The following is a 22775-nucleotide window of genomic DNA, read 5'->3' as shown; positions in this document are numbered from 1 at the left end:
CGGGCCCCGCGCGTCGTGCTTCCCGTCAGCGCGGCCAGGCGCAGTGGACGTGACGGCCGTGGCCCTTGTCGCCCGGGCCGAGCACCTCCGACGCGCCCAGCTTCCGGCACGCCGCCATGAGGCCCCGGTGCGGGGCTCCGTCGCCGACGTGGCGGCCGTCGATGTGACTGATGTCGACGGCCAGACCTGCGTAGTGCTTGGAGTTCGCGCTGTGGTCGCCGCCGACGAGCTCGGACACCGAGACCCGGTAGCCGTACTGCGTGCTCAGCTTGAGGAGCCCGTTCAGCATCCGGGGGTCGAGGGGCACCCGTCGGTGCGGCTTGTCGCTCCACGGGCTGGTGAGCGCCCCCTTGCCCTGGGACGTGTCGACGACGTTCTGCTTCGCCGTCGAACCGGCGTGCCGCCCGCCCGGGTGGACGGTGGCCAGGGAGATGCCGGCGGTGCCCAGGATCCGCCGGGCGAGGGCGGCGCGGTCACCGGCCGGGGCGGTCGGCCGGGCGTGGAGGAGCGCCGACCAGGTGCGCGGTCCGACGACCCCGTCGGCGGCGAGTCCCCGCCCCTTCTGGAAGGCCTTGACCTTCGCTACGACGGCCGCCGACAGGGTGCCGTCGACCGTCACCTTCTGCCCGCGCGCCGTCAGCAGCGTCTGCAGGGCCTTCACCGCCGGGCCGCGGGCGCCCTCCCGCAGGGTCGGGACCAGCCGGCTCCAGGTGGCGGTGCCGACGACGCCGTCGGCGGCCAGCCGCTGGGCCCGCTGGAAGGCGGTGACGGCCCGGCCGGTGGCCGGGCCGAACGCCCCGTCGACGGCGACCGAGTGGCCCCGGGCGACCAGCAGATGCTGGAGCGCGGTGACCTCCGCGCCCCGCGCGCCCGCCTTGAGCGTCGGCCAGGACACGGCCGCCGCCCGCACGGCGGAGACGGCGGAGACGGGGGAGACGGCGGCGGCCGGGGTGGTGGCACCGGCCGCCGTGCCGGAAGTGAGACCCGTGCCGGTGAGGGCGGCAAGGGCGACGACGGAGGCGATCAGACGTGCGGGGCTCGTACGAGTGAGGGACCTGGACATGCGTGACTCCTTGTCCGGAAAAGGACGCGAAAGGGGTGGGACCGGCGCGCCGTACGCAGGCGGAACCACGCCCTGACAGGGCGTGAGAAGAAGGGATGCGTTCCGCTCCGGCGGCCGTGTCCTCACTCTGCACGACTCTGCACGGCCCCGGCCAGCACAGCGCCCGGCCTCCCCGATGCATCCCATGCACGGCCCCTATGCACGCCTCTGACCAGCGCTTATGTACGGGTCCTGGCCTCGGCGGGCATCGGCGATCAGGAGGACACGGGCACGGTCGCGCACACCTCGCCGCGCGGCGTACGGGCGCAGGCCCTCGCGTCGTCCGGGTTGAGCGCCTCGACCATCGTGCTGTGGGCGTCGTGGCCCCACTGCTGGGTGTAGTGCCGCGAACGGCCCGCGTTGTTGGTGACCCGGGCGACGTCGCCCTGCGAGGTGCCGCTCATCCGGGCCCAGGCGGCCTGGCACGTCGGACTGAAGCGCAGCTCCACCCGGATGCCGTGTCCGCTGCCCGTGTACGAGGTGACGGCGTCCTCCCGGCAGACGGAGTACTTCGGGTCGATGCCGAAGCAGGACGCGCCACGGCACTCCGCCGTGGAGGTCGGCGTGGCGGACAGGGACCCCGCGGGCGCCTCGGGCCCGGCGGGCGGCCGCGCCTGCTCGCCGCGGTCGTCGCGGTCGAGGACGACGACGGCGGCGAGCACGGACACGCCGACGACGACGGCCGCGGCCACCCCGATCCGGGTCCGCCGCGCCCGCCGTACGGCGGGCGCCTCAGACGCGGCGGGTGCCTCTGCGGCAACGGGCGCCTCAGGCCCGGCGGGCGGATCGGGCGGATCGGGCGTCTCGAGGACGAGGGGCGTGACCGGCGTCTCCGGAGCCGCCGCCGGCGTCCGCGACGCCGCCAGCGCCTCGCCGTGCAGGGCGAGCGCCGTCTCCAGTTCCTCCGGCGCCCGCCCGAGGACGGCGTGCAGCGCGCGGACCACATCGGGCCGGGCCAGGGTGGGCCGGGTCCGGTGGAGGTAGCGCGACAGCATCTCCTGACTCGTCCGCACGCCTCGGTCCGTGATCCGCCGGGCCAGTGCCTCCTGGGTGACCCTGCCGGGGTCCTGCTCCCACCAGCTCCTCAGGAGCAGGGCGAGTCGCTGCTTCGGCTCCGTCGCGGGCTCGTGGCCGTCCACGCCCATTGATGCGCTCTCCCTGACTTCCTCCGCATGACACCAGGTCAATACCGGTGCATCAGAGGTGATCTGTGCATGAATCAGCTGACGGCCGGAAAGTCTAGGAGCCGCTCGACGTGTGGGCGCATTGTTGAGCCACCCCCTCCTCCCGGTCGTTCGACCGCCTCTTCGAAGGAGATATCCGTGTCCGTTTCCGCCCGCACCCGCCGCACCCCCCGCGCCCCGCGACGACGCCTCCCCGCGGCCCTCGCCGTGCTCGCCACCGCGTCCCTCCTGGCCGGCGCCTCGCTGACCGGCGCGCAGCCGAGTGCCGCCGCGCCCCCGAGCTCGTATCCCGTGAAGGGCGTCGACACCAGCCACCACAACCACGACGCGACCGGCGAGGCCATCGACTGGAAGCGGGTCGCGCAGGGCAACGCCTTCGCGTTCCTCAAGGCCACCCAGGGCTCCTCGTACCGGGACCCGTGGTTCGCCCGCGACTACCGGGCCGCCTCCGCCACGACCCTGATGAGGGCGCCGTACCACTTCTTCGACCCGAAGAACACCGGCGACGGTGCCGCGCAGGCCGACCACTTCGTCCGCACCGCCCGCGCCGCCGGTTACTCCGGGACCAAGCCCGGCGAGCTGCCGCCGGTCCTCGACGTGGAGAGCGTCTGGAAGAACGGGAAGGAGGTCTGCCCGAAGGCCCTGCGCGCCGATCAGCTGAGGGCGTTCCTCCAGCGGGTGAGGGCGGAGTTCGAGGTGCCCCCGATCGTCTACACCCGGGCCTCGTTCGTGACCGACTGCATGGGCGGCAAGGGCGAGGTCTTCCGCGGGTACCCGCTGTGGCTCGCCCGGTACGGAAGTGGCGCGAAAGAGCCGCAGAACGTGCCGGGCGCCGGGGCGTGGACGTTCTGGCAGTACACCGAGAGCGAGCGGGTGCCCGGCATGCCGGGGCGCGACGGCACCGCCGGCATCGCCGACCGCAACGTCTACCGGGGCGGACTCGACCGGCTGCGCGCCCTCGCCCGTCCGGACGGCGGCACGCCGACGCCGCGCCCCGAAGCCTCCTGGCCGACGCTGAAGTCGGGACAGCGTGGCGCCGACGTGACCACGGCCCAACTGCTGCTGGGCGCCCACGGATACGCCACGGCCGCGGACGGAGTGTTCGGCACGGACACGCGGCGCCAGGTCGAGGCCTTCCAGCGGGCCCGGGGAGTGAGCGCCGACGGAGTCGTCGGACCCGCCACGTGGACCCGGCTCGTGGTCACCCTCCGGCCCGGGGCGAAGGGGCGGGCCGTCACCGCCCTCCAGCGCCAGCTGACGGACAACGGCCTGCCGGTCGCCGCCGACGGCGAGTTCGGCGCCGGTACGGAGACGAGGCTCCGCGACTTCCAGCGGGCCAGGGGCCTGGCCGCGGACGGCGTCGCCGGCCCCGCGACCTGGTCCGCGCTGGTGGGCGGCGGCTCCGGCCGCTGACCGACCCGGTCCGCCACCGCGCCCCCGGCGCCGGCGCACGGGGGCGGGGCCAGGCCTCCGGCGGGCCACCGCCGGAGGCCGCCGGCACCCCTCCCCGCCCCCGGACGGCCGTGCTCATGCCTCCGCCGGTGCCTCCTGCTTCTTCTCCTCCTTCTCCTCCTCCGGCTGGATCCCGGCCAGCAGGTTGAAGGCGCCCGTCAGCAGATTGAGCGTCACCACGCCCACCACCTCGGCGATGATCCGGTCGCTCCAGCCGTGCGCGCGCAGCTCCGCAACGTCCTGGTCGCCCAGCGCGCTCGGTTCGGCGAGCACGCGCAGGGCGACCGTGATGAGGGCCGCCTCGCGGGCGTCCGTCGACGTGCCCTGGCGGGCGAGCTCGATGTCGTACGCGGACAGGCCGGCGGCGCGGGCCGCGGCGACGTGGGCCTCGCGGCAGGTGCCGCAGCCGATCCACTCCTGCACGGCCAGCGAGATCTTCTCGCTCAGGGCGCGCGGGATCCTCACCCGCTTCATCGCACGGGACAGGCCGAGATAGCCCTCCAGGAGCGCGCCCGAGTGGGCCATCGTCGACACCATCTCGCCCGCCGAGCCGTGCCGCTCCACGATGTCGGCGAGCAGTTCGCGCGCCCTGCCGCCGGCCTGCTCCGGTTCGAGCGCGGTCAGCCGTCGCACCTTGCCTCCTCGCACCTTGCCTTCTGGCACCATGCCTCCTTCGTTATACCCGTGGGGGGTATAACGCGGGCGAGGGTCCTGGAGTTCCCGGGCGGCCGTTCGTACGATCGGAGGGTGATCAAAGGCGTCATGTTCGACTTCTCCGGGACCCTGCTGCGCATCGAGTCCGTGGCCCACTGGCTCGACGCGGCACTCGCCGAGACCGGCATCCGGCTCGCCGGCGAGGAGTTCGCCCGCGCCGTGGAACGCCTCGCCTTCCACGGCGCGATGCCCGGCGGCTCCCACCCCCAGCGGCTGCCCGGGCGCCTGAAGGAGCTCTGGGCCGACCGGGACCTCGACGCCGAACGGCACCGCACCGTGTACACGGCCCTCATGCGCGAGGCCGGCGTGACGGACCCCGCGCTGTCCACGGCCCTCTACGAGCGCCACATGACCCCCGAGGCCTGGCATCCCTACCCCGACGCCGTCCGCACCCTCGGTGAACTGAGCCGCGGCGGTGTCGTGGTCGCGGTCGTCAGCAACGTCGGCTGGGACCTGCGGCCGGTGTTCCGCGCCCACGGACTCGACGAGTGGGTCGACGTCTACGCGCTCTCCTGCGAACTGGGCGTCCAGAAACCGGACCCGGACATCTTCCGCTTCGCCTGCGAGGGTCTCGGCCTCGACCCGACGGAGACCCTGATGGTCGGCGACGACCGCAGGGCCGACGGCGGCGCGCAGGCCCTCGGCGCGCGGGTCCACTTCGTCGACCCGCTCCCCGTCGACCGGCGCCCGAACGGTCTGCTCCCCGTCTTCGGGCTCCTCGGCGACGGGCTCCTCGGCGACGGGCGGCCCAGGAACGGACTCCCCGAAGACGGACTCCTCGGCGACGCCTGACCCCGCCCGCTCACACCCAGTTGACCTGCGCCTTCGCGAGCAGCGGGTCCTCCAGCAGTTCCCACAGCGCCACGGCCACGTTCCCGGTGCGGTACCGCCCGCCGAAGTGGAGGCCGAGGACCCGGTGGTCGGTGAGGTCGAAGACCGGGGAGCCGCTGTTGCCGCCGAGGGTGGAGCAGTCGTGCCGCATCACCAGGCCGCCGGGCGCGAACTCGGTGGCCATGCCCGGCTGCAGGCGCTTCACGTTGTAGACGTCCATGAAGATCCGCCGCATGGACTCCGGCTCGTTGCGGCGCCCGTCCCAGGCCGGATAGCCGACGACGTACACCGGCCGGCCGGACAGCTCCGCCGGGGCGTCGGCCGCGACGGCGAGCGGGGTGGGCAGCGGTTCCCCGTCGGGCGGGGCGATCCGCAGCAGGGCCAGGTCGACGTCCGGGTGGATGCCGATCACCTCGGTGATCTCGTACGGCAGGGGGCCGGCGGCCGGCACCGGGCCGGGGGAGGAGTGGGGGGCCAGCTCCTCACCGGGGTCGACGCGGGCCGTCATGCCCTGCTGGAAGGACCAGCCGGCGTCCGCGGCCCGGCTGAACTCGACGGCCACGTGCCGGTTGGTCATCACCGTGTCCGGACCCACCAGGAAGGCGGTGCCGATCCAGTCGAGGTTCGGGTGGCCGGTGACCTCGACCCGGCCCACCCGGGCGATCGACTCGCGGATCGCGTCCCGGCCCGCGTCGAGCACCGACCAGTCGCCCTCCTGCGGGGCGAAGTCCTGCCCCTGCACCAGGATCGCGGGCCGGCCCTCCAGGAGGACGATCGCCTCCACGCCGAAGTACTCGTCCTCGTCGATATCCTCCGGCCGGCCGCGCGCCAGCTTCTCCATGCCGGAGACGCCCGCCTCCAGGACCCGGGCCCGCTCCTCCTGTGCGAAGCGCCCGATCTCGGCGGCCGGGGCGGCGCCGGGCGGCAGCTCCTGAGCCGACTCCTGGACCTCCAGCTCCCGTTCGAGCCGGGCCCGCACCCGGGCGGCGACCTCGCCCAGATCGCCGAAGACCCGCTCGGGTCCGGTCGCGACCGGTGACCCGCTGTGCGAGCCGCTCCGTGATCCGTACCGCATCCTCCGTCACCTCACCTCTCAGAGTTCGTCCGGTTCCCGCGGCAGCGCTGCCTGTGCCGTCATGATCTCCTCGTACGACTCGGGCCGGTTCTCCCGCAGGTGGGCCAGGATCCGGCTCACCTGCGTGCCGACGTTGACCACCGCGCTCGTCCGGCCCCGGTACTCCACGCCGGTGATCCGGCGGGCGCCGCGGTGCAGCGCGACCACCGTCCACCGGTCGGTGAAGACGGGGGAGCCGGAGGAGCCGCCCTGGGTGTCGGTGAAGTAGGCGAGGTTCTTCTCGTCCGCCTGATAGACCAGGTTGTTGCGCAGCGCGACCCGCTTCGGCATGCCCTTGGGATGCTGGATGATGTTCACGGCCGGGGTCTCGGCCCCCGGGATCCCGAACGGCTCGGTCGCCACCCGCAGCACCTGCCGCTCGGGCTGAGCGCTCGTCAGTCGCAGGACGGCGTAGTCGAGTTCCTCGTCCCAGGCGACGAGGCCGGTGGCCGTGACCTCCTCGGTCTCGGCCCGGTCGGCGCCGTAGTCGAAGCGCGAGCGCGAGTTGCGCACCTGGAGCTGGAGGTCCTCCTCCGCGACCCGCTTCCGGCCGCCGCCGATGCCGTTGCGGGCGTTCACCACATGGTGGTTGGTGACGAGGAGCCCGGGGGCGATCAGCCAGCCGGTGCCCACGTGCGGGTACGCGGGCCACAGCTGCTGACCCGACTCGTACGGCGGCACGGTGAGACGGACGACGGCCCCGCCGGCGAGGAAGCCCTCGTGCAGGAACTCGAAGGGGACCATGTCGTCGCGGACGACGATGTCCTCCTTGAACTCCGCGGACAGATACTCCGCCGGGAGCTCCGGCTCGCCCGCCGCGTCCCGCACCACATGGTCGAGCGCCCGCTGGAACACGGCGACCGGGCCCGGCTCGGCGGCCAGGGCGATGGCGTTGCGCAGCCACAGCTCCAGAGGCACCTCGCCCTCCATCAGCCGCTCGACCCGGTTCATGGTCCGCAGGTCGGACTGGACCTGCGTGAACGGCGTCGGCCGCGGCGGCAGCGCCGCCCGGAAGTGGTCCTTGACGCCCGCGAAGAGCCGGCCCCGCAGCTCCCGGTCGGCGAGCCCGGCCTCCACGGCCGCGTTCTCCACCGCCCGCAGCTCCTCGGCGGTCAGATACGGCTCGTCGCGCCAGGCGGCCTCGGCCTGGTCGGGCGGTGGGGTGACACCCACCAGATCCGCCCCGCCGGGCACCGGCCCGTACCAGGGCCGCCCGGACCCGTACCCCGCCCCGGCTCCGTACTCGGCCCCAGCCCCGTACCCGTACCCGGAGCCGGGCCGACCGGCGTCGACCGCCTCCGCCACGCCGAGCAACAGATCACCGCTGCGGTCGCTCAGCATCAGCGCCCGCCACGCCAGGGCGTCCAGGGTGCCGTGACGCCGTGCCTCCCACAGCGCCTCCTCGACCCGGGTGTGCGGCAGGGGACCCCCGTACGGGCCGGGGAAGGGCGTCGTGGCCGGGCCCGCCGACCGGGCGCCCGCCGCGGCCGACTCCAGGATGCGCGCCAACGGCTCGCGCAGCCGCGGTTCGTCCGCCATCGCCGTCTCGATCCAGCGGGCGAGCGCCGTCACCACGGCCTCGTCGTCACCGGGCAGCCCCACGAGCCGCAGCGTGCGCGCCAGGGCCTGCGGATCGGACCGGCAGGCCGAGACGGCGGCCGCGCGCGCCAGGGCGGGCTGCTGCGCGAGCGCCTCGTCCGGGAGGCCGCGCAGCCCGCGGGCGAGCCGGGCGTCCGTCTCCGCGGAGTCCGTGTGCGCGGCGGCGGCCAGCCGGGAGCGGGCCACCAGGACGCCGATCGACTCGTACGGCAGGCCGAGGCCCGCCGCCACGTCCTCGGCCTCCTGGAGCGCGCGGTCGGCGTCGGTGAAGTCACCCGCGTCCTGGGCGAGCCGCGCGGACAGCTGCAACAGCTCCAGACGGGTCTCCGCGCACCCGGCCTCCTCCGCCCGGTCCACGGCCCGCTCGGCGGTCTCCCGGGCGTCCGCTGCCCGCCCGGTACGGGCCAGTGTCTCCACGAGCAGACCGTGCAGCCTGCTGCACGGCGTCCACGGCTGCCGCTCGGCCAGCCGCCGCGCCGCCACCTCCGGATAGCCCTGGGTGAGCAGGTCCTCGACCTCGCGGGCGGCGATCCGCTCCCAGTCCTCCTGGTCGGCCTCCGTCATGATCCGGTCCGGTACGTGCCCGCCGATCCGGCCGAGCAGGAACGCCGCCGAGCGGGGCGGCATGTCCCGGTCCGCGCCCGCCAGGTGGTGCTCCACGCCGGGCCGCCAACGCGCCTCGACCGTACGGGGGTTCTCGCCGAGGCGCAGGCGGTGGTAGATCTCCTCGGCCCGGTCCGCGGCCGATTCACGGGCCGCGTAGTAGGCCACCGCCCGGGTGTCCACGGCCCGCATCAGATCGGTCCGCGCGCCGTCGGACAGCCGCAGCATGATCGACCGCAGGTCGGGCCGGTGCCGGATCGCCTGCGGTCCCGCGGGTTCCATCAGGTCGAGCCGCGACACCATCAGGCCGAAAAGGCGTCCCGCGTCCGCGGCCTGCGGCACCGCCACTCCGGCGGGCCCGGCGAGCACCTCGCGCAGCAGCTCGGGAGTGATGACCCGCAGCGCCAGGCCGGCCTGGACGAGGGCGCGCACATCGGGGTCGGCGACGTGCTTGAGGATCCGGTCGTAGAGGGTGCCCTGGATCAGCATCTGGTCGACGCTGCCCCGCAGCCGCCGCCGCGAGGTCAGGCTCCGCAGCAGCTCGCCGAGCGAGTCGGCCCCCTCGCCGAGCGACAGCGCCGTGCGCGCGGCGAGCTTCAGACTCAGCGGATGGCCGCCGACATGGCCGTACAGACTGCGCGCCACCGGCTCGTCGTCGATGCCGCAGGACATCAGGAGGTCCACGGAGGCCTGTTCGTCGAGCTCGGTCAGCTCCATGGTGCGCGGCGCGAGGACCCGGGCCGGGTGGTCGATCGGGGCCCGCCCGGCGACCACGAACCGCAGCCGGGGGTAGGCGGCGCGCAGCGCCGTCCACACCGCCCACATGCGGGAGATGACGGGAGAGCCGCGGTACTGGGCCTCCTCGAAGGAGTCGAGCGTGACCACCAGGGGCGGCTCCATCGTGCCGGGCGGCCCGGCGACCGCCTTCGCGACCAGGCCGGCGAGCTCGCGGGCCAGGTCCTGTTCGTCGGCGCTGGCCCGGGCGTGGAAGCCGGCCGAGTAGTCGCGGCCCAGGGTGGCGCGGGTGGCGGAGAGCCGGGACAGCTCGTCGATCCGGTCGCGTTCGCCGCGCTGGACGGCGGCCGTCTCCCCGCACCGGCCGACGAGGGCGTCGAACGCGGCCCGGTGGGCGGGGTACTGGACGCCGAGCTGCCGGGCCGCCTCGGCGATCACCGTGGCCGGTTCGTGCAGCGAGAGCGTCGGTCGTGCGAAGTCGATGGTGACGAAGGGGAATCCGTCCGGCGCCGCCTCGCGCAGACTGTCCAGGAGGAAACGGGCGAGCAGGGTGCTCTTGCCGATGCCGCCGATGCCGTGCAGCAGCACCGGCGGCTCCGCGGGCTCGGTCGGCAGCGCGATGTAGGCCCGCAGTGCGTCGAGTTCGCGCGAGCGGCCGTGGAAGGTGTCCCGCACCAGCAGCCGCAGCGGCTGCAGCAGCCGGGCGCGCTCCAGGCGGCGCTGCACGTCGGCCACGGACGGCAGGAGACCGGCGGTGCCGGGCACCTGCTCCAGCCACAGCACGGCCTGGAGGAGATCGGTGAGCTCGTCGACGTCGGCCGCGTCCACCGCGTTCACGGCGTCCACGGCGTCCACGGCGTCCACGGCGTTCACGGAGTTCACGGCGTCCACCGGGTTCACGGAGTCCGCGGAGCCTACGAAACCCACCGCGTTCCCGCCGTACACCCCGAGCGCCGCGCCCCCGCCGCCGTCCCCGCCCGCGTCTCCGTGGATACGGCTTCCGCCCGGCGCGGGGTCGACCGCCGAGCGGGTCGGGACCAGGCCCGCGAGCAGGGCCAGCGCCGCGCGTTCGACGCCCGGACCCTCGGGGAGGGAGCCGGCGTTGGCCGCGAGGGCGGCGAGCGCGGCCTCGGGGCCCGCGAGGCCCTTCAGGGTGGCCGTGCGCACCTCCGGTCGCAGCACCCAGCGCACCGAGCGCTGGGGTCCCGCGAGCGCCGTGCAGTCGTCGACGAGCTCCAACAGTGCCTTGCCGCTGGGCTCCCGCTCGCCGGGCAGCCGCAGCACCGCCGGGTCGAAGGCGTCGAGCAGGCAGGCCGCCTCACGGTAGGCCCGGCGCAGTGCGGGCAGGCTGGGCACCGCACCGGGTCCCGGCGGTGAGCGCAGGGTGCCTCGCAGCGGTCCGGTGAGGTCCTCGCCGGGGGCGAGTCCGAGCGAGAGCCGTACGACGTCCTCGACGGCCGTGCACACCCGGCGCATGGGGCTCTCGGCAGGATCCGCCGCGTCCACCGCGCGCAGCACCTCCGTGACCGCCGTCTCCACGAGCGCCTCGCCCGGCTCCCCGCGGGCCTCCCGGGGCGGACCGGGGGAGCCGTCGGACTCGCCCGCACTCGTCTCGGCGAAGAAGCGGCGGAAGAACGCACGCAGTTCGTCCGGTCCGGCCGGCCGCGCCGTGTCCCGGCACACGCTCTTCCTCGTGTCGTACGGGAGCGGGTGCGCGGTGGTGGAGTAGCCGAGGAGCACCAGCCGGGGCACGGACTCCCTCCGTACCGGAGTGTGCTCGTAGACGGCCAGGGCCAGCTTGCCGATGCAGTCCCACACGTCGGAGGTGGGGTCGAGCGCGTCGCACTCGTCCAGGACCAGCCAGAAGCGGTCCTCGGCGGCGGTCGCCCGGCGGACGATCCGGTGCACGGCGTCGTCGATCGACGGCAGTGGATCGTTCAACCGTGTCGGGTTCAACGGGAATCCGTCGGCCTCCGGACCCGACACGAACTCGGCGAGCCGCCCCACCAGCCGCGCCGCCGTCGACGTCCGCGTGAGCGTCACCCGTACCGGACGGAACCCGCAGTGCTGGCCCAGATGCCGGATCAGCCGGTAGGTGTACGAGCGCCCGCTGTCCGGTTCGCCGTCCACCGCCAGTACCGACAGCTCGGGGTCGGCCACGAAGCGGCGCAGTGTCGCGCGCAGCTCCGCCCGGCCGACGAACACCTCCGTGCCGTGCCGCAGCACGACCGCCTCGAACGGGTCCCGCGCCGCGTGCCGCGCCTGTTCGTCCTCGCGCAGCCGCGCCAGCAGCGCCCGTACCTCCATGCCGCGGCCCACGGCGTCGACGGCGTCGAGCCGGTCGAGCGCGTCCAGGCGGGACAACGCGTCCAGCAGCCGCCGCTGGTCGGCGACGTCCCTGCGGGCGGCCCCCACGATCAGACGGGCGTTCGCGTCCCGGTCCGGGGTGAGCGGGAGATCCGCCACGAAGTCCGTGGTCAGGGTGGTGGTGAGCAGCCGGGTCCGGGGATCGGGGTCGTCGAGAAGGTGGTCCCGCACCCAGCGGGTGACGAGGCCCCACTCCGTCTCGGTGAGAGGCATGCCGCACCTGCCCGGTCGTCCTGCGCCGATGGGGACGCCTGACTGCGCCCTGTCATCGTCCCGCCGGCCGCCACGGCCCGCAATCGCGGCCCCCGCCGGTGCCCCCGCCGCCGGCCCCGCGCCCGCGGGTTCAGTCCGTCATCGCGATGTCCTCGTACGACTCCAGCAGCCGCCAGCGGTCCTCCGGCGCGCGCATCAGCGGCATCAGGTCCACATCGGGCAGCGGTCCCAGCTCCAGCTCGGCGATCTCCGCGACGTCCGAGACCGGCACCTGGTACGTGCGGAACGGCCCGAGCGGCGGCGGCGCGCCCGACGGCGTCCCGGCGAAGGCGCGGTCCGCGTCCCGGCTCAGGTCCGGGCTCTGGTCGAGCACGTACGCCGTCGCCGCCAGCGCCCCGTCCTGCATGAACGCGGCCACCTTCCAGAAGCGCAGCGGCACCTGGATGCCCCGGTAGGGAGGGTCGGAGTCCTGGAGCACCGGCCCGGTGAGCACCACCAGTTTGCGGTCGAAGGCGGCCGCGTGGTCGAGGAGGTGGTTCTCCAGGCCCTGCCACACCTGCTTGCCCTGGTTGAACACGTCCGCCTGCGGGGCCGCGTTGGTGAAGTAGAAGGTGTCGGTGTTCGCCCGGCCCGCCACCGCCGCGGCGCCCCACACCGGATCGAGGCGGCGCACCAGATGTCCCCGGTCGAGACTGTTGTTCTTGTAGACGTCGTCGCCCGCCTGCTGCTCCCGGGGGAGTCGCGGGTCGTACAGCCACTGGTCGTCCCTGGGGACGTCGTCGAGCAGTTCCCGTCCCTCGATGCACACGGCGGTCGACGCGGCGAGCCGCCGGTCGGGCCGGAAGACGACGCTGAAGTGGGTGTACGGCAGGACGACCGTCTCCACCGAGGTGCGGGCCGGCAGCGCGAGGGGCACCGTCGGGCCGAGGAAGTCCTCGTCGTAACCGGTGCGGTCGGCGAGCAGATCGTGCCGGGAATCGCTGGAATTCATACGATATACGTACCGCGTGGGGGAGGTCGCCCCACGGCACCGGGCACCCAGGCCACTCGAACAGACCCCCCGGCTACCCCCCGGTGCCCCTCCACTCCGGCCAAGGAGGCCCCATGCCCACGGGAATCTCACTGCACGTCGGACTCAACCGCGTCGACCCCGACCGCTATGACGGCTGGGACGGCACCCTCGTGGCCTGCGAGAACGACGCCCGCGACCTGGCGAGGACCGCCCGTGCCAACGGGTTCGCGGACACCGTCCTGCTCACCCCCGAGTGCACCGTCGCACGGGTCACCGCCGCCCTGCGTGATGCCGCCGAACGGCTCGGCGCGGGCGACATCCTGCTCTTCACCTACTCGGGCCACGGCGGCCAGGTCCCCGACGTCACCGGGCCCGACGACGAACCCGACCGGCTCGACGAGACCCTCGTCCTCTACGACCGCCAGTTCCTCGACGACGAGGTCCACCAGGAGTTCCTGCGCTTCGACCACGGCGTCCGGATCGTCACGTTCTTCGACTGCTGCCACAGCGGCAGCAGCATCGAGCTCCCCGGGATCACCGACGTCACCGGCCGCTATCTGCCCGAGCCGAAGCAGGCCGCGCTCTACGACCGCGACCGGGACTTCTACGACGACCTCCAGCGCTCGCTCGCCAAGGCCGCCACCGTCTACGCCGACGGACAGGGCCCCCCGGTGATCCTCGTCTCCGCCTGTCAGGACAACCAGGTCGCCGCGGACGGAGACGTCAACGGCGCCTTCACCGAGGCCCTGCTCGGCGTCTGGGACGACGGGGCCTTCCGGGGCGACTACCGCACCTTCCACCGGGCGGTCCAGCACCGGCTGCCGCCCACCCAGAGCCCCAACCTCCACACCACCGGAGCACCCTCGGCGGCCTTCCTGGCCCAACGCCCGTTCACGGTCTGAGCCTGGTCTGAGCCAGTCCGGGTCACGGTCCGAGCCAGGTCCGAGTCAGGTCCGGGTCACGGTCCCAGCCAGGTCCGAGCCAGGTCTGAGCCAGTCCGGGTCACGGTCTGAGCGCGGTCGCCAACTGGGCCCGCGAGCGCACGTCCAGCTTCTGGTAGATCCGCGTCAGCCGCGCCTCGACCGTCTTGACGCTCAGATACAGCTTCGCCGCCGCCTCCTGGTTGCTGGCACCCTGCCCCACCAGGCGGGCAAGCCGCAGCTCCGCCTCCGTCAGCGACGACAGCGCCGGCAGCGCCTCCTCGCCCACCGGGCCCTCGCCCGCATGACCGGCCGGTGCCTCGGTCGCCAGCGCCAGCCACGGCGCCGCCCCGACCCGCTCGAACACCGCGGCCGCCGACTGCAGGGCCGCCTGCGCCGCCGAACGCCGACGCCGGCGCCGCTCCACCCGGGCCAGCGCCATCAGCGCCCGCCCCTGCTCCAGCGGAAGCTCCGCCTCCGCGAACCGGGCCGCCGTGCCGGCGAGCAGCTCCGCCGCCTCGTCCGTCCGGCCCTCCGCCGCCTGGCACAACGCGTACGCCCGGTCGCAGCCCAGCAGCACGGTCGTCCGGCCGAGCCGCTCACCCACCGGCCGCACCTCCGCGAGCACCGCCAGCGCCTCCTCGACCTCGTCGTGCGCGAGCAGCGCCTCGGCGAGCTCCTCGTGCCAGCGCAGCATCGACGGGTCCACCGTCGACTGGGCCCGCTCGTTGGCCTCGACCCGCCGCAGCGTCTCCAGCGCGGCGGCGACGTCCCCGTTGACCAGCTGCACCCGGCCCAGCGCGTACAGACTGCGCGAGAGGAAGACCCGGTCCCCCTCCTCCTCCGAGGCCTGCACGCTGCGCCGCGCGTAACTCGCCGCCCGGGCGAAGCTGCCGCCGGCCGTCTCCGCGAGCGCGAGGGCGTACCAGGCGGGCCCGGGGGACAGCCCCGCCTCCAGCGTCAGCGCGAGCGACCGCCCGGCGTGCCCCAGGGCCGCCGGGCACGGGCCGATCCGCGACTCGATCTCGGCGAGCGTGCTCAGCAGCTCGATCGCGTCCTCCACCGAACCACGCCGCTGCACCAGCGGCAGCAGCGCGTTCAGCTGCGTCCGCGCGTCCACGAGCCGCCCGTCGAACAGGGCATGACGGATGGTCAAGATCTGCGCCGCGTTCCGGATGCCGGCCGGCCGCTCCGCCGTCTCCAGCGCCCTGGCCTGGGCGAGCACCGCCTCCGCGTCCGGCGAACCGAGCGCCCGCTCCATCCGCGCCTGTACGGTCAGGGCCTGGGCCGCCGTCCGGGGATCGCCCATCGACGCGGCCAGCGCGGCCGACTCCATCGCCGCCGCCCGCGAACGCAGCGGATCGCCGTCCGCGAGCACGTACTTGACGGCGAGGCGCAGCTGCACCGCGGCCCGCAGGGCCGTGTCCCCCTCGGAGTCCTCCATGGCGTGGACGTACATCTCGTCGAGCCCGGTCAGCCCCTGGCCCGCCGTGTCAAGGACGGCGAGCCGGGCCCGCACCCGGTCGGCGGGCGCAGCGTCCCGGGCCAGCAGGTCGGTCGCGGCCCGCATCGCCAGATCGGCCCGCGCCGCCCGCGCCGCCTCCTCGGCCGCGTCCGCCAGCCGGGCGATCCGCCGCTGCGCGTGCGACCCGGGCGTCGACTCGGCGGCCAGCAAAGCCAGTTCGGCCGCGAGCGCGCTGTTGCCGCGCCGCCGGGCCAGGTCCGCCGCCTCGGCCACCTCGGCCGCCAGCTCCTCCTGCGGCGCGTCGGTGGCCAGCGCCCGGTGCCGGACCGCCTCCACCGGATCGTCCACGACCCGCGCCAACGCCGCGTGCCCCGCGCTGCGTTCGGCCCAGCACGCGTCGTGCACCAGGGTCGAGGGCAGCAGCCCGGCCGTGAAAGCGACCGTGCCGTCCTCCGCGAGCGACACAAGGCCGGCCCGCTCCGCGGCCGCGAGATCCGCCTCCGCGTTCGGGCGTCCGGCCCGGCGCACCAGGGCCGCGGTGGGCCGCAGCGCGAGCGCCGCGAGGAGCAGCGTCTCGCGGACCTCGGGCGGCGCGGCCCCGAGCAACTGCCGGGCCAGGTCCCGGGCCCGCCCGGAGAGCGTCAGCGCCTCCGCGTGGTGCACGGGCGTCCGGGCGTCGGCCAGGGAACGGCCCACGGCCAGCGCGAGCCGTGGATTGCCGCCGCTCGCCTTGTGGATGCGGCCGGCCATCCGGGACGGCAGCCGGTGGTGGATGAGCAGCTCGGCGATCTCGTCGGCGTGCAGCGGCGGCACGAGCAGCACGTCCGCCTCCGACGGCACCCACAGCCGGGTGTCGTGCGGGTCCTTCCCGGCGTACGCCGCGTAGGCCTCGGGCGTCTCGACGCCGATCACCCGCAGCGTCGGCGGCGCCAGGTGGAGCGCGAAGCGGAGCAGGTCGGCGCTCTCGGGGTCGATGTGCTGCACCCCGTCGACGACGAGCACGGCGGGACCTCGTGCGGTCAGCGCCCGCAGGATCCCGGCGAGCCCCAGCCGCAGGGCGATCGGGTCCCACCCTCCCTCCTCCGGCGGCGCCTCACGGCACAGCATGGCGACGGCGGCCCGCTGCGGCCCGGGCAGCCCCTCACAGACCCGGGACGCGGTGACGCCGAGGCCGGTGGGGGCGTAGGAGGCGGAGAAGTGGGGGCATCCGGCCTCGTGCGCGGAGGCCTGGCCGCCGCCATGCCCGCCGTGTTCCGGGTGCCCGAGCCCGTGGCCGGCTCCGTGTCCGGCGTCGTACCCGGGACCGTGACCGGCACCGGCCACCCCGGCACCGGCCACTCCGGCGGCGGCCTCACCGGCGCGCGGCCCGGGCAGGCCGGCCCCCGCGGGCCCGTGCCCGGACGGCGGGACGCTCCCGGTGCCAGGAAGGACACCGGATCCGGACCGGGACGGTGTGGCCTGTCCCGGCAGCCGTCCCTCCGCGGCGGAGCCCGCCGCACCGGCTCGGTGCGCGGGCCCGTCACCGGGACCGGCAGGTGAGTTCGCGGTGGCCGGGGCGCCGGCCGGCCCGGAGGGGCGACCGTGCGCCGCGGAGCCGACGGCACCGGTCGCGGAGACGGAACCGGGAGCGCTCGGGGCGGCCGGGCCGGAGAGCCGGCCGTGCGCGGCGGAGCCCGTGGCACCGCGACCGCCGGCGGCGGTGCCCGCAGGGCCGCTCGGACGTCCCGTGTCCGGGTGGCCGGGGCCGCCGGCCGGCCCTTCCGTGCCCGCCGAAGCCGAAGCCGAAGCCGAAGCCGAAGCGCCGTCCGCCGGCTGCCGGTCCGCGAGGCCGGCGGCCTCGGTCACGGGCGCAGCGGCGGCCGGGTCGGGCCAGGTCACGGTCGCGGCGACGGAGGCGACGAGAGCGGCCGCGGCCGCGCCGGGTATGTCGCGGTCGGCGGGGAGCGTGGCCAGCCACAGGACCGTCTCGCCGCGCGCCTCCGCGCGGGCGGCCGCGGCCAGGGCCACCTCGGTCTTGCCGACCCCGGCGGGTCCGGTGAGCAGCGCTCGGCCTCGTGTGTGCAGGACGCGTTCGAGTCGCGAGAGGAGTTCCTCCCGGCCCACCGGCGCAGGCCGGAGCGGCACTGTCGTCATAGGTCCACCACCCTCCGGCGCTCGGGCCCCCGGCCCATGAGCCCCGTTGCGCAGAGAATACGGAGCAGAACGCCCCCGTCCAGGCCCTATGTCCGGCATACGGACAGCGGTCCCCGGTCAACCGAGCGTGGCCCACACACGGAAGCGCCCGTGGTGTAGACCACGGGCGCTTCGCTGACCAGCAGAAATGCTGGTGTGGGGGGTGGTTCCGAGAAGGAGCCGGGTGGATCAGAAGGTCAGGCTCCACGAGTCGATGTAGCCGGTGTCACCCGAGGCCACATCGCGGACCTGGAGCTTCCAGGTGCCGTTGGCGACCTCGCTCGACGCGTCCACGGTGTAGGTGGTCAGGACGTTGTCGGCGCTGTCGGAGGAGGAAGAGGCCTTCAGGTTGCGCACGGTGCCGTCGGGGGCGACCAGGTCGATGACCAGGTCACCGCGCCAGGTGTGCTTGATGTCCACGCCGACCTTGAGGGTGGCGGGGGCGTTGCCGGTGCGGCCGCTGACGGCGATCGAGGACGACACGGTGGTGTTGTCCGAAATCGTCACGTTGTTCGCGTTGGTGAAGACGCCGGTCGGAGGCGTGGTGGTGCCGGTGACCGCCTCGACCGTCTTGGCGGCGTCGGCGATGCCGGTGCCGCAGCCGCCGGTGCAGGTGCCGGGCAGCGGACGGGCGTTGGTCTTGATCGCGGACTCGATGTCGGCCGGGGTCAGGGTCGGCTTGGCCGACTCCAGCAGGGCGGCGAGGCCGGCGATGTGCGGGGCGGCCATCGAGGTGCCCTGGTACGGCTTGTAGTTCTCGGTCGACTGGGTCGTCGCGCCCGAGTTCAGCGTGGAGTAGATGCCGTTCTCGGGGGTGGTGACGGTGCCGGGCGTGTCCGTGGCGCGGCGGGTCTCGCCGCCGGGGGCCGCGACGTCCACGATGGTGCCGTAGTTGGAGTAGTACGACCGGTTGCCCTCGCGGCTGGTCGACGCCACGGTGATGACGTTCGAGCAGTTCGCGGGCGTGAAGCCGGAGGTGTTGGCGTTGCTGTTGCCCGCGGCGACGACGACCGTGGTGCCGCGCGAGACGGCGCCGTTGATCGCGGTCTGGTAGACGCTCGGGCAGGTGGAGCTGGCGCCGCCCAGGCTCAGGTTGATGACCTTGGCCGGGGTCGCGTTGGCCGGGACGCCCGCGACCGTGCCGCCGGAGGCCCAGGTGATCGCGTCGGCGATGTCGGAGGACGAGCCGCCGCACTTGCCGAGGACGCGCACGTGCTGGACCTTCGCGCCGTACGCGATGCCGGCGATGCCCTTGGTGTTGTTGGTGACCGCACCGATGGTGCCGGCCACGTGGGTGCCGTGCCAGGAGGAGTTGGAGGCGCGGGAACCGGTGCCGCACTCGCCGTCCGTGGCGTTCCAGTCGCCCTCGTCCTTGGCGTCCGCGTCACGGCCGTTGCCGTCGCGGGCGTCGGCGGACGTGGAGATGAAGTCGTAACCGGCGACCGTGTTGGCCGCCAGGTCGGAGTGGGCGGCGTAGCCGGTGTCGATGACGGCGACGGTGACACCCGCGCCGGTCGTCTTGTCCCAGGCGGCAGGAACGTTCATGCCACCGGTGGCCTCGAAGAGGTCCCACTGCTTGGCGTAGTCGGTGTCGTTCGGGGCCACGGCCATCGCGTAGGCGCGGATGTCAGGCTCGACGGAGGCGACCTGCGGGTCGGCCTTGAAGGCCGCCATGACCTCGGTCACGTCCTGCTTGGTCGCGGAACCACCCAGGTTCACCAGCGCGGCACCGCCGGCCAGGCGACGCTCGAAGGAGAGCTTCTCGCCGGTCTCGGCGGCCTTGTCGGCGGCGTCGGTCTTGGCGGCGGCGTTGGAGCCGGCCTCGGCGGACGAGGACTTGTAGGTGACGATGACCTTCTCGACCGGGGCGCTGGGAAGCGCGGTCATCGCCTGCGAAGCCGGTGCGGGCTTCGGAGTGGCAGCGGCCGGGACGGCGGCGAACGCCCCGGAGGTGGTGGCTGCGGCACCGAGGATCGCGGCGCTCGCGACCACCACGGATATGACTCTCCGCCTGGAACCGTTCAAGGTGTGGCCCTTTCGAGTACGACGTAAGTGGAGCAGTGGCGGCGGCGCGGGAACCACGGGGCGAAGTGGGGTCGCGTACCGCTGTTCCCTGGGCGTGGGGGCCCGTGCGCCGCCACCGGCGCGACGGCCCGGGTCAAGGCCGTCCCCGGCGACACTACCCACCCCTTCTCATGCACCTGACAGGTGGGGAGGGGGATGGATCCGCCGGTGCGGCAGACAGTAGGGAACGCCGAGGTGAACTCGATACGGGGAAAACCCTTGTCACCCCGAGGGGGTGGGAGGGGGAGGGGAGGGGGCACGCTTCCGGGGGCCCTCGAAGGCCCCTGCGGGCCGGGCCGCCGGCCCGGCGCGTCAGCCCAGTTCGAGGGTGGTCACGCCGAAGACGCGTTCCCGCGCGATCGGGCGGATCGGACCGGTGTACATGCGAGCCGTCTCGAAGGTCGGCTCCAGTCCGCGCGACTCGGCGAGCCGCGCCGCGGCCGGGTTGGCCTCCGGCATGTCGATCGCGATACGGGGCGCCCCGAAGGCGCGGGCCTCGGCGGCCAGGGCGTCGAGCAGGGCGGCGGCGTCGGCGGGGGTGTCCGCGAACAGCGGCCCGATACGGGCCTCCTGTTCGGCGGGCCGGACGACACCGTAACCGGTCGGACGCCCGTCGGTGATCCGGACCAGGGCCCGGTGGCCCGGCGTGGTCAGCCAGGACCGCAGGAAGCGGGGGCGGTCGGCGGGGTGACAGGCGCTGTCGTACGCGGCGATTTCGGCCGGATCCACCCGTTCCGCGGCGACCACACCGGTCACCGGCCGGTCGGGAAGCGGCATTTCGCCCACGTATCGGGCGGTTCGGTACGCGGGCGCGAAGCCCGAACGCCGGTAGTTGTCCTGCTGGGCCGGCACCCCGTCGAGCCCCACCGTCCGCCCGCCGGCGTGCGCGAGCGCGGCCCGCCAGGTCGCGAGGCCGTGACCGAGACCGCGCAGATCGGGTCGTACGAGATAGAACCCCAGAAACGCGTAGTCGTCGCCGTAGTTGACCACCGAGATCGCGGAAACGGGTTCCCCGTCGATCCGCCCCAGGAAGAACCCCTCGGGATCCTGCGCGAAGAACGCCCCGGCGTCGGCCGCTCCCGGATTCCACCCTTCCGCCGCCGACCACGCGCGCACCAGCGCCCAGTCCTGGAGGGAGGCGGGGGAGACACGGAGACCCATGAGTGTCCCTTCGGGCGACGGCGCGGCGAGCGAGAGGCAGCGAGCATAGCCCCGCCCCGGTGCCGCACCGTAACGCCGCCGTCACTTTCCGGCCGCCCCGGGTGGGACCGCGCTCGCCGCCCGGTTGCCCCCACGGGCCCGGGTGGTCAGCCCACCAGTCGCAGCGCCGCCCCCGCCACCCCCACCCGCACCGACTGGCCCCACGTCAGTTCCAGCGCGTCCGACTCCATGCCGTCGCCGAAGGCGACCAGACGGTCCGACTCGACCACCAGGCTCAGGGCGTCGCCGGTGCCGAGGAGGCCCTCGACGCGGCTGGTGCCGGTGGCCGGGGAGGGCCAGGCCTCCCGGACCGTCCAGGCGAGGCGGGCGTCGGTCGGGGCGGGCAGCGGGAGAGGGCTGGAGCGCTGCCGCCACAGGGAGCGGAGCCAGCCCGTGGCGCCCGTTCCGGTGCCGACGAGGACGCCCGAGGAGGCCTGCGCCTCGGGCGCGCAGGCCGGGGCGTGCAGGGTGTAGCGGGCGGTCTGGTGGCCGGGCGGCCCGAGGTAGATCTCGTTGAGGGCGAGCAGCCGCTGTCCGTCGTCCGTGACCGCCTCCGCCATGGTGAGCGGGTCCACCCCCGTCCGTACCGCCGACGCCGTGACCGACGGCAGCAGCCGGCGCGCGTCCCCCGGCCGGTGGCGCACCAGGACGCCCGGATTGCGCCCGGGGTCGGTGTCGACGCCGACGACCGGCTGTCCCGTCAGATACTTCGCCACATTGGCCACCAGGCCGTCCTGTCCCACAACCACGACCACGTCCTCCGGCCCGAACGGGAAGCGGTCCAGGTCCGCCCGCTCCACCCGGGCGCGCCGCCACCGCAACGGCACCGCGCCGGCCACCTCCGCCAGCGCGCGCTTGGTCCGCTCGTGCCGCTCCCGCACCTCGTCGACCGAGCGGCCCCGCGCGGCCAGGTGGAAGGCGGCCTGCCCGTGCGTGCCGTACCGGGCCAGCAACTCCTCGTACTCCGTGGTCCGGTGGACGAGCACCGCCCGCGGCGCCAGGCTCACGAGCCGGTGCCCCCGCCCAGCTTCGCGAGCAGCCCGGTCAGCACGTCCGGCGACAGCGTCAGATGCTCGATCCTCGGCAGCTGCTCGGCCGCCCTGGTCGCGGCGAGCGCGTGCAGCGTCGCCGGCGCGACCTCGGCGTGCGCCCGCAGCCACGCGCCCTGCGCCTCGGCGCGCGCGGCCCCGACCTCGCGGGCCGCCTCGGCCTCGGCGCGGGCGAGCCGGACCGTACGCGACGCCTCCGCCTCCGCCCGTACCGCGTCGGCCGCCGCGGACTCCTCCGCCTCCCGCCGCGCGTTGGTGCCGCGCTGGTCGACCAGCCGCTCCTCCTGCCGGGCCAGCTCGATCTTGCTGGCCAACTCGTTCTCCGCGATGGCCCGTTCGCGTTCCACGGCGACGGCCCGGCGCTCGTACGTGGCCCGGTCGGCCTCCTGCTGGATCTGCTCGCGGGCCGGGGTGCGCAACGCCCGCTCGACCTCGGGCTCGGGGCGCAGGGCCACCACCCGCACCGCCACGACCTCGATGCCCGTGTCGGGCAGCCGCGGTTCCGCCGCGAGCCCGGCCGCGATCCGCTCCCGCACCGCCCCGACCCCGTCGACGAGGGCCTCGGCCAGCGGGATCCGGGCGAGCACGGCGAGGGCGTGCTGCTGGGCGGTCTCGGTGAGGAGGGTGGCGATCTGCTCCAGCGGGGTGCCGCGCCAGGCGCCGGTGTCCGGGTCGACGGAGAAGTCCAGCCGGGTCGCCGCCGCGGCGGGATCGCCGATCCGGTACGTCACGGTCGACTGGACGCTGATGTCCTGGAAGTCCGCGGTGCGGGCGTGGAAGGCCATCGCCAGCTCGCGGTCGTCGACCGGCACCTCCGAGAGCGCGGCGGAGAGGGGGCGGAACCAGAAGCTCAGCCCCGTGCCGTCGTGCACGAGCCGTCCGCCCCGCTGGTGGCGGATGTGGGCGGTGGGCGCGGAGCGCAGATGGCGCCAGCCGGCCCGCCGGGTGATGTCGGCCATGGTTCCTCCCCTTGTCGTCA

General features: G+C 74.7%; 14 protein-coding genes. 3 read left to right on the top strand and 11 right to left on the bottom strand.

The features are described 5' to 3' along the window. Positions 1-25 precede the first annotated feature (25 nt). Both ACFY7C_RS04615 and ACFY7C_RS04610 read right to left on the bottom strand, forming a co-directional pair. Complete coding sequence (locus tag ACFY7C_RS04615; RefSeq protein WP_389643644.1) at positions 26-1063, bottom strand: peptidoglycan-binding protein; 1038 nt, start codon at positions 1061-1063, stop codon at positions 26-28. 254 nt (positions 1064-1317) lie between these two features. Then, on the bottom strand, positions 1318-2247 hold the full coding sequence (locus ACFY7C_RS04610; protein WP_389643641.1) for a DUF2690 domain-containing protein: 930 nt from the start codon (positions 2245-2247) through the stop codon (positions 1318-1320). Between the two features lie 177 nt (positions 2248-2424). On the opposite strand from ACFY7C_RS04610, the gene ACFY7C_RS04605 reads away from it, so the two are divergent. After that, positions 2425-3699: a GH25 family lysozyme gene (locus ACFY7C_RS04605; protein ID WP_389643638.1), complete on the top strand. Its 1275-nt coding sequence runs from the start codon at positions 2425-2427 to the stop codon at positions 3697-3699. A 114-nt stretch (positions 3700-3813) separates the two neighbouring features. On the opposite strand, the gene ACFY7C_RS04600 is transcribed toward ACFY7C_RS04605, so the two are convergent. Then, on the bottom strand, positions 3814-4371 hold the full coding sequence (locus ACFY7C_RS04600) for a carboxymuconolactone decarboxylase family protein (RefSeq protein WP_389643635.1): 558 nt from the start codon (positions 4369-4371) through the stop codon (positions 3814-3816). Between the two features lie 117 nt (positions 4372-4488). Here ACFY7C_RS04600 and ACFY7C_RS04595 point away from each other — a divergent pair, with 117 nt between their 5' ends. After that, positions 4489-5244, top strand: a complete 756-nt coding sequence (locus tag ACFY7C_RS04595; RefSeq protein WP_389645962.1) for an HAD family hydrolase — start codon at positions 4489-4491, stop codon at positions 5242-5244. A gap of 10 nt (positions 5245-5254) precedes the next feature. Here ACFY7C_RS04595 and ACFY7C_RS04590 read toward each other — a convergent pair whose 3' ends face one another. The 3 genes from ACFY7C_RS04590 to ACFY7C_RS04580 form a co-directional block, all read right to left on the bottom strand. Continuing rightward, positions 5255-6358 carry a trypsin-like serine peptidase gene (locus tag ACFY7C_RS04590; RefSeq protein ID WP_389643632.1) on the bottom strand — a complete coding sequence of 368 codons (1104 nt, stop codon included), beginning with the start codon at positions 6356-6358 and terminating at the stop codon, positions 5255-5257. An 18-nt stretch (positions 6359-6376) separates the two neighbouring features. Further along, positions 6377-11914: a trypsin-like peptidase domain-containing protein gene (locus ACFY7C_RS04585; RefSeq protein WP_389643629.1), complete on the bottom strand. Its 5538-nt coding sequence runs from the start codon at positions 11912-11914 to the stop codon at positions 6377-6379. Between the two features lie 130 nt (positions 11915-12044). Beyond that, positions 12045-12905 (bottom strand): DNA/RNA non-specific endonuclease, encoded by an 861-nt coding sequence (locus ACFY7C_RS04580; RefSeq protein WP_389643626.1) that lies wholly within the window; start codon positions 12903-12905, stop codon positions 12045-12047. 113 nt (positions 12906-13018) lie between these two features. Here ACFY7C_RS04580 and ACFY7C_RS04575 point away from each other — a divergent pair, with 113 nt between their 5' ends. Continuing rightward, complete coding sequence (locus ACFY7C_RS04575) at positions 13019-13828, top strand: caspase family protein (protein ID WP_389643623.1); 810 nt, start codon at positions 13019-13021, stop codon at positions 13826-13828. Positions 13829-13928: 100 nt separating this feature from the next. Here the strand turns inward: ACFY7C_RS04575 and ACFY7C_RS04570 are convergent, their stop codons facing one another. The 5 genes from ACFY7C_RS04570 to ACFY7C_RS04550 form a co-directional block, all read right to left on the bottom strand. Beyond that, complete coding sequence (locus tag ACFY7C_RS04570) at positions 13929-17444, bottom strand: LuxR C-terminal-related transcriptional regulator (RefSeq protein WP_389643620.1); 3516 nt, start codon at positions 17442-17444, stop codon at positions 13929-13931. Positions 17445-17672: 228 nt separating this feature from the next. Continuing rightward, complete coding sequence (locus ACFY7C_RS04565; protein WP_389645959.1) at positions 17673-19370, bottom strand: S8 family serine peptidase; 1698 nt, start codon at positions 19368-19370, stop codon at positions 17673-17675. A gap of 489 nt (positions 19371-19859) precedes the next feature. Further along, the gene (locus tag ACFY7C_RS04560; protein WP_389643617.1) at positions 19860-20708 is read right to left on the bottom strand and encodes a GNAT family N-acetyltransferase; all 849 of its coding nucleotides are present in this window, start codon (positions 20706-20708) and stop codon (positions 19860-19862) included. A 146-nt stretch (positions 20709-20854) separates the two neighbouring features. Continuing rightward, a complete protein-coding gene (locus ACFY7C_RS04555) occupies positions 20855-21754 on the bottom strand; it encodes a hypothetical protein (RefSeq protein ID WP_389643614.1) in 900 nt (299 codons plus the stop codon). Beyond that, the gene (locus ACFY7C_RS04550) at positions 21751-22755 is read right to left on the bottom strand and encodes an SPFH domain-containing protein (RefSeq protein ID WP_389643611.1); all 1005 of its coding nucleotides are present in this window, start codon (positions 22753-22755) and stop codon (positions 21751-21753) included. The genes ACFY7C_RS04555 and ACFY7C_RS04550 overlap by 4 nt, the downstream gene beginning before the upstream one ends. Positions 22756-22775 lie beyond the last annotated feature (20 nt).

It is taken from the genome of Streptomyces sp. NPDC012769, from assembly GCF_042901205.1.
Taxonomy (GTDB): domain Bacteria; phylum Actinomycetota; class Actinomycetes; order Streptomycetales; family Streptomycetaceae; genus Streptomyces.
This window is presented reverse-complemented; position numbering and strand designations above follow the sequence as displayed.

Coding starts and splice junctions, on each gene's coding strand:
- ACFY7C_RS04615 (WP_389643644.1), bottom strand. CDS start 1,063: ATGTCCAGGTCCCTCACTCGTACGAGCCCCGCACGTCTGATCGCCTCC.
- ACFY7C_RS04610 (WP_389643641.1), bottom strand. CDS start 2,247: ATGGGCGTGGACGGCCACGAGCCCGCGACGGAGCCGAAGCAGCGACTC.
- ACFY7C_RS04590 (WP_389643632.1), bottom strand. CDS start 6,358: ATGCGGTACGGATCACGGAGCGGCTCGCACAGCGGGTCACCGGTCGCG.
- ACFY7C_RS04585 (WP_389643629.1), bottom strand. CDS start 11,914: ATGCCTCTCACCGAGACGGAGTGGGGCCTCGTCACCCGCTGGGTGCGG.
- ACFY7C_RS04580 (WP_389643626.1), bottom strand. CDS start 12,905: ATGAATTCCAGCGATTCCCGGCACGATCTGCTCGCCGACCGCACCGGT.
- ACFY7C_RS04575 (WP_389643623.1), top strand. CDS start 13,019: ATGCCCACGGGAATCTCACTGCACGTCGGACTCAACCGCGTCGACCCC.
- ACFY7C_RS04570 (WP_389643620.1), bottom strand. CDS start 17,444: ATGACGACAGTGCCGCTCCGGCCTGCGCCGGTGGGCCGGGAGGAACTC.
- ACFY7C_RS04565 (WP_389645959.1), bottom strand. CDS start 19,370: ATGACCGCGCTTCCCAGCGCCCCGGTCGAGAAGGTCATCGTCACCTAC.
- ACFY7C_RS04560 (WP_389643617.1), bottom strand. CDS start 20,708: ATGGGTCTCCGTGTCTCCCCCGCCTCCCTCCAGGACTGGGCGCTGGTG.
- ACFY7C_RS04550 (WP_389643611.1), bottom strand. CDS start 22,755: ATGGCCGACATCACCCGGCGGGCCGGCTGGCGCCATCTGCGCTCCGCG.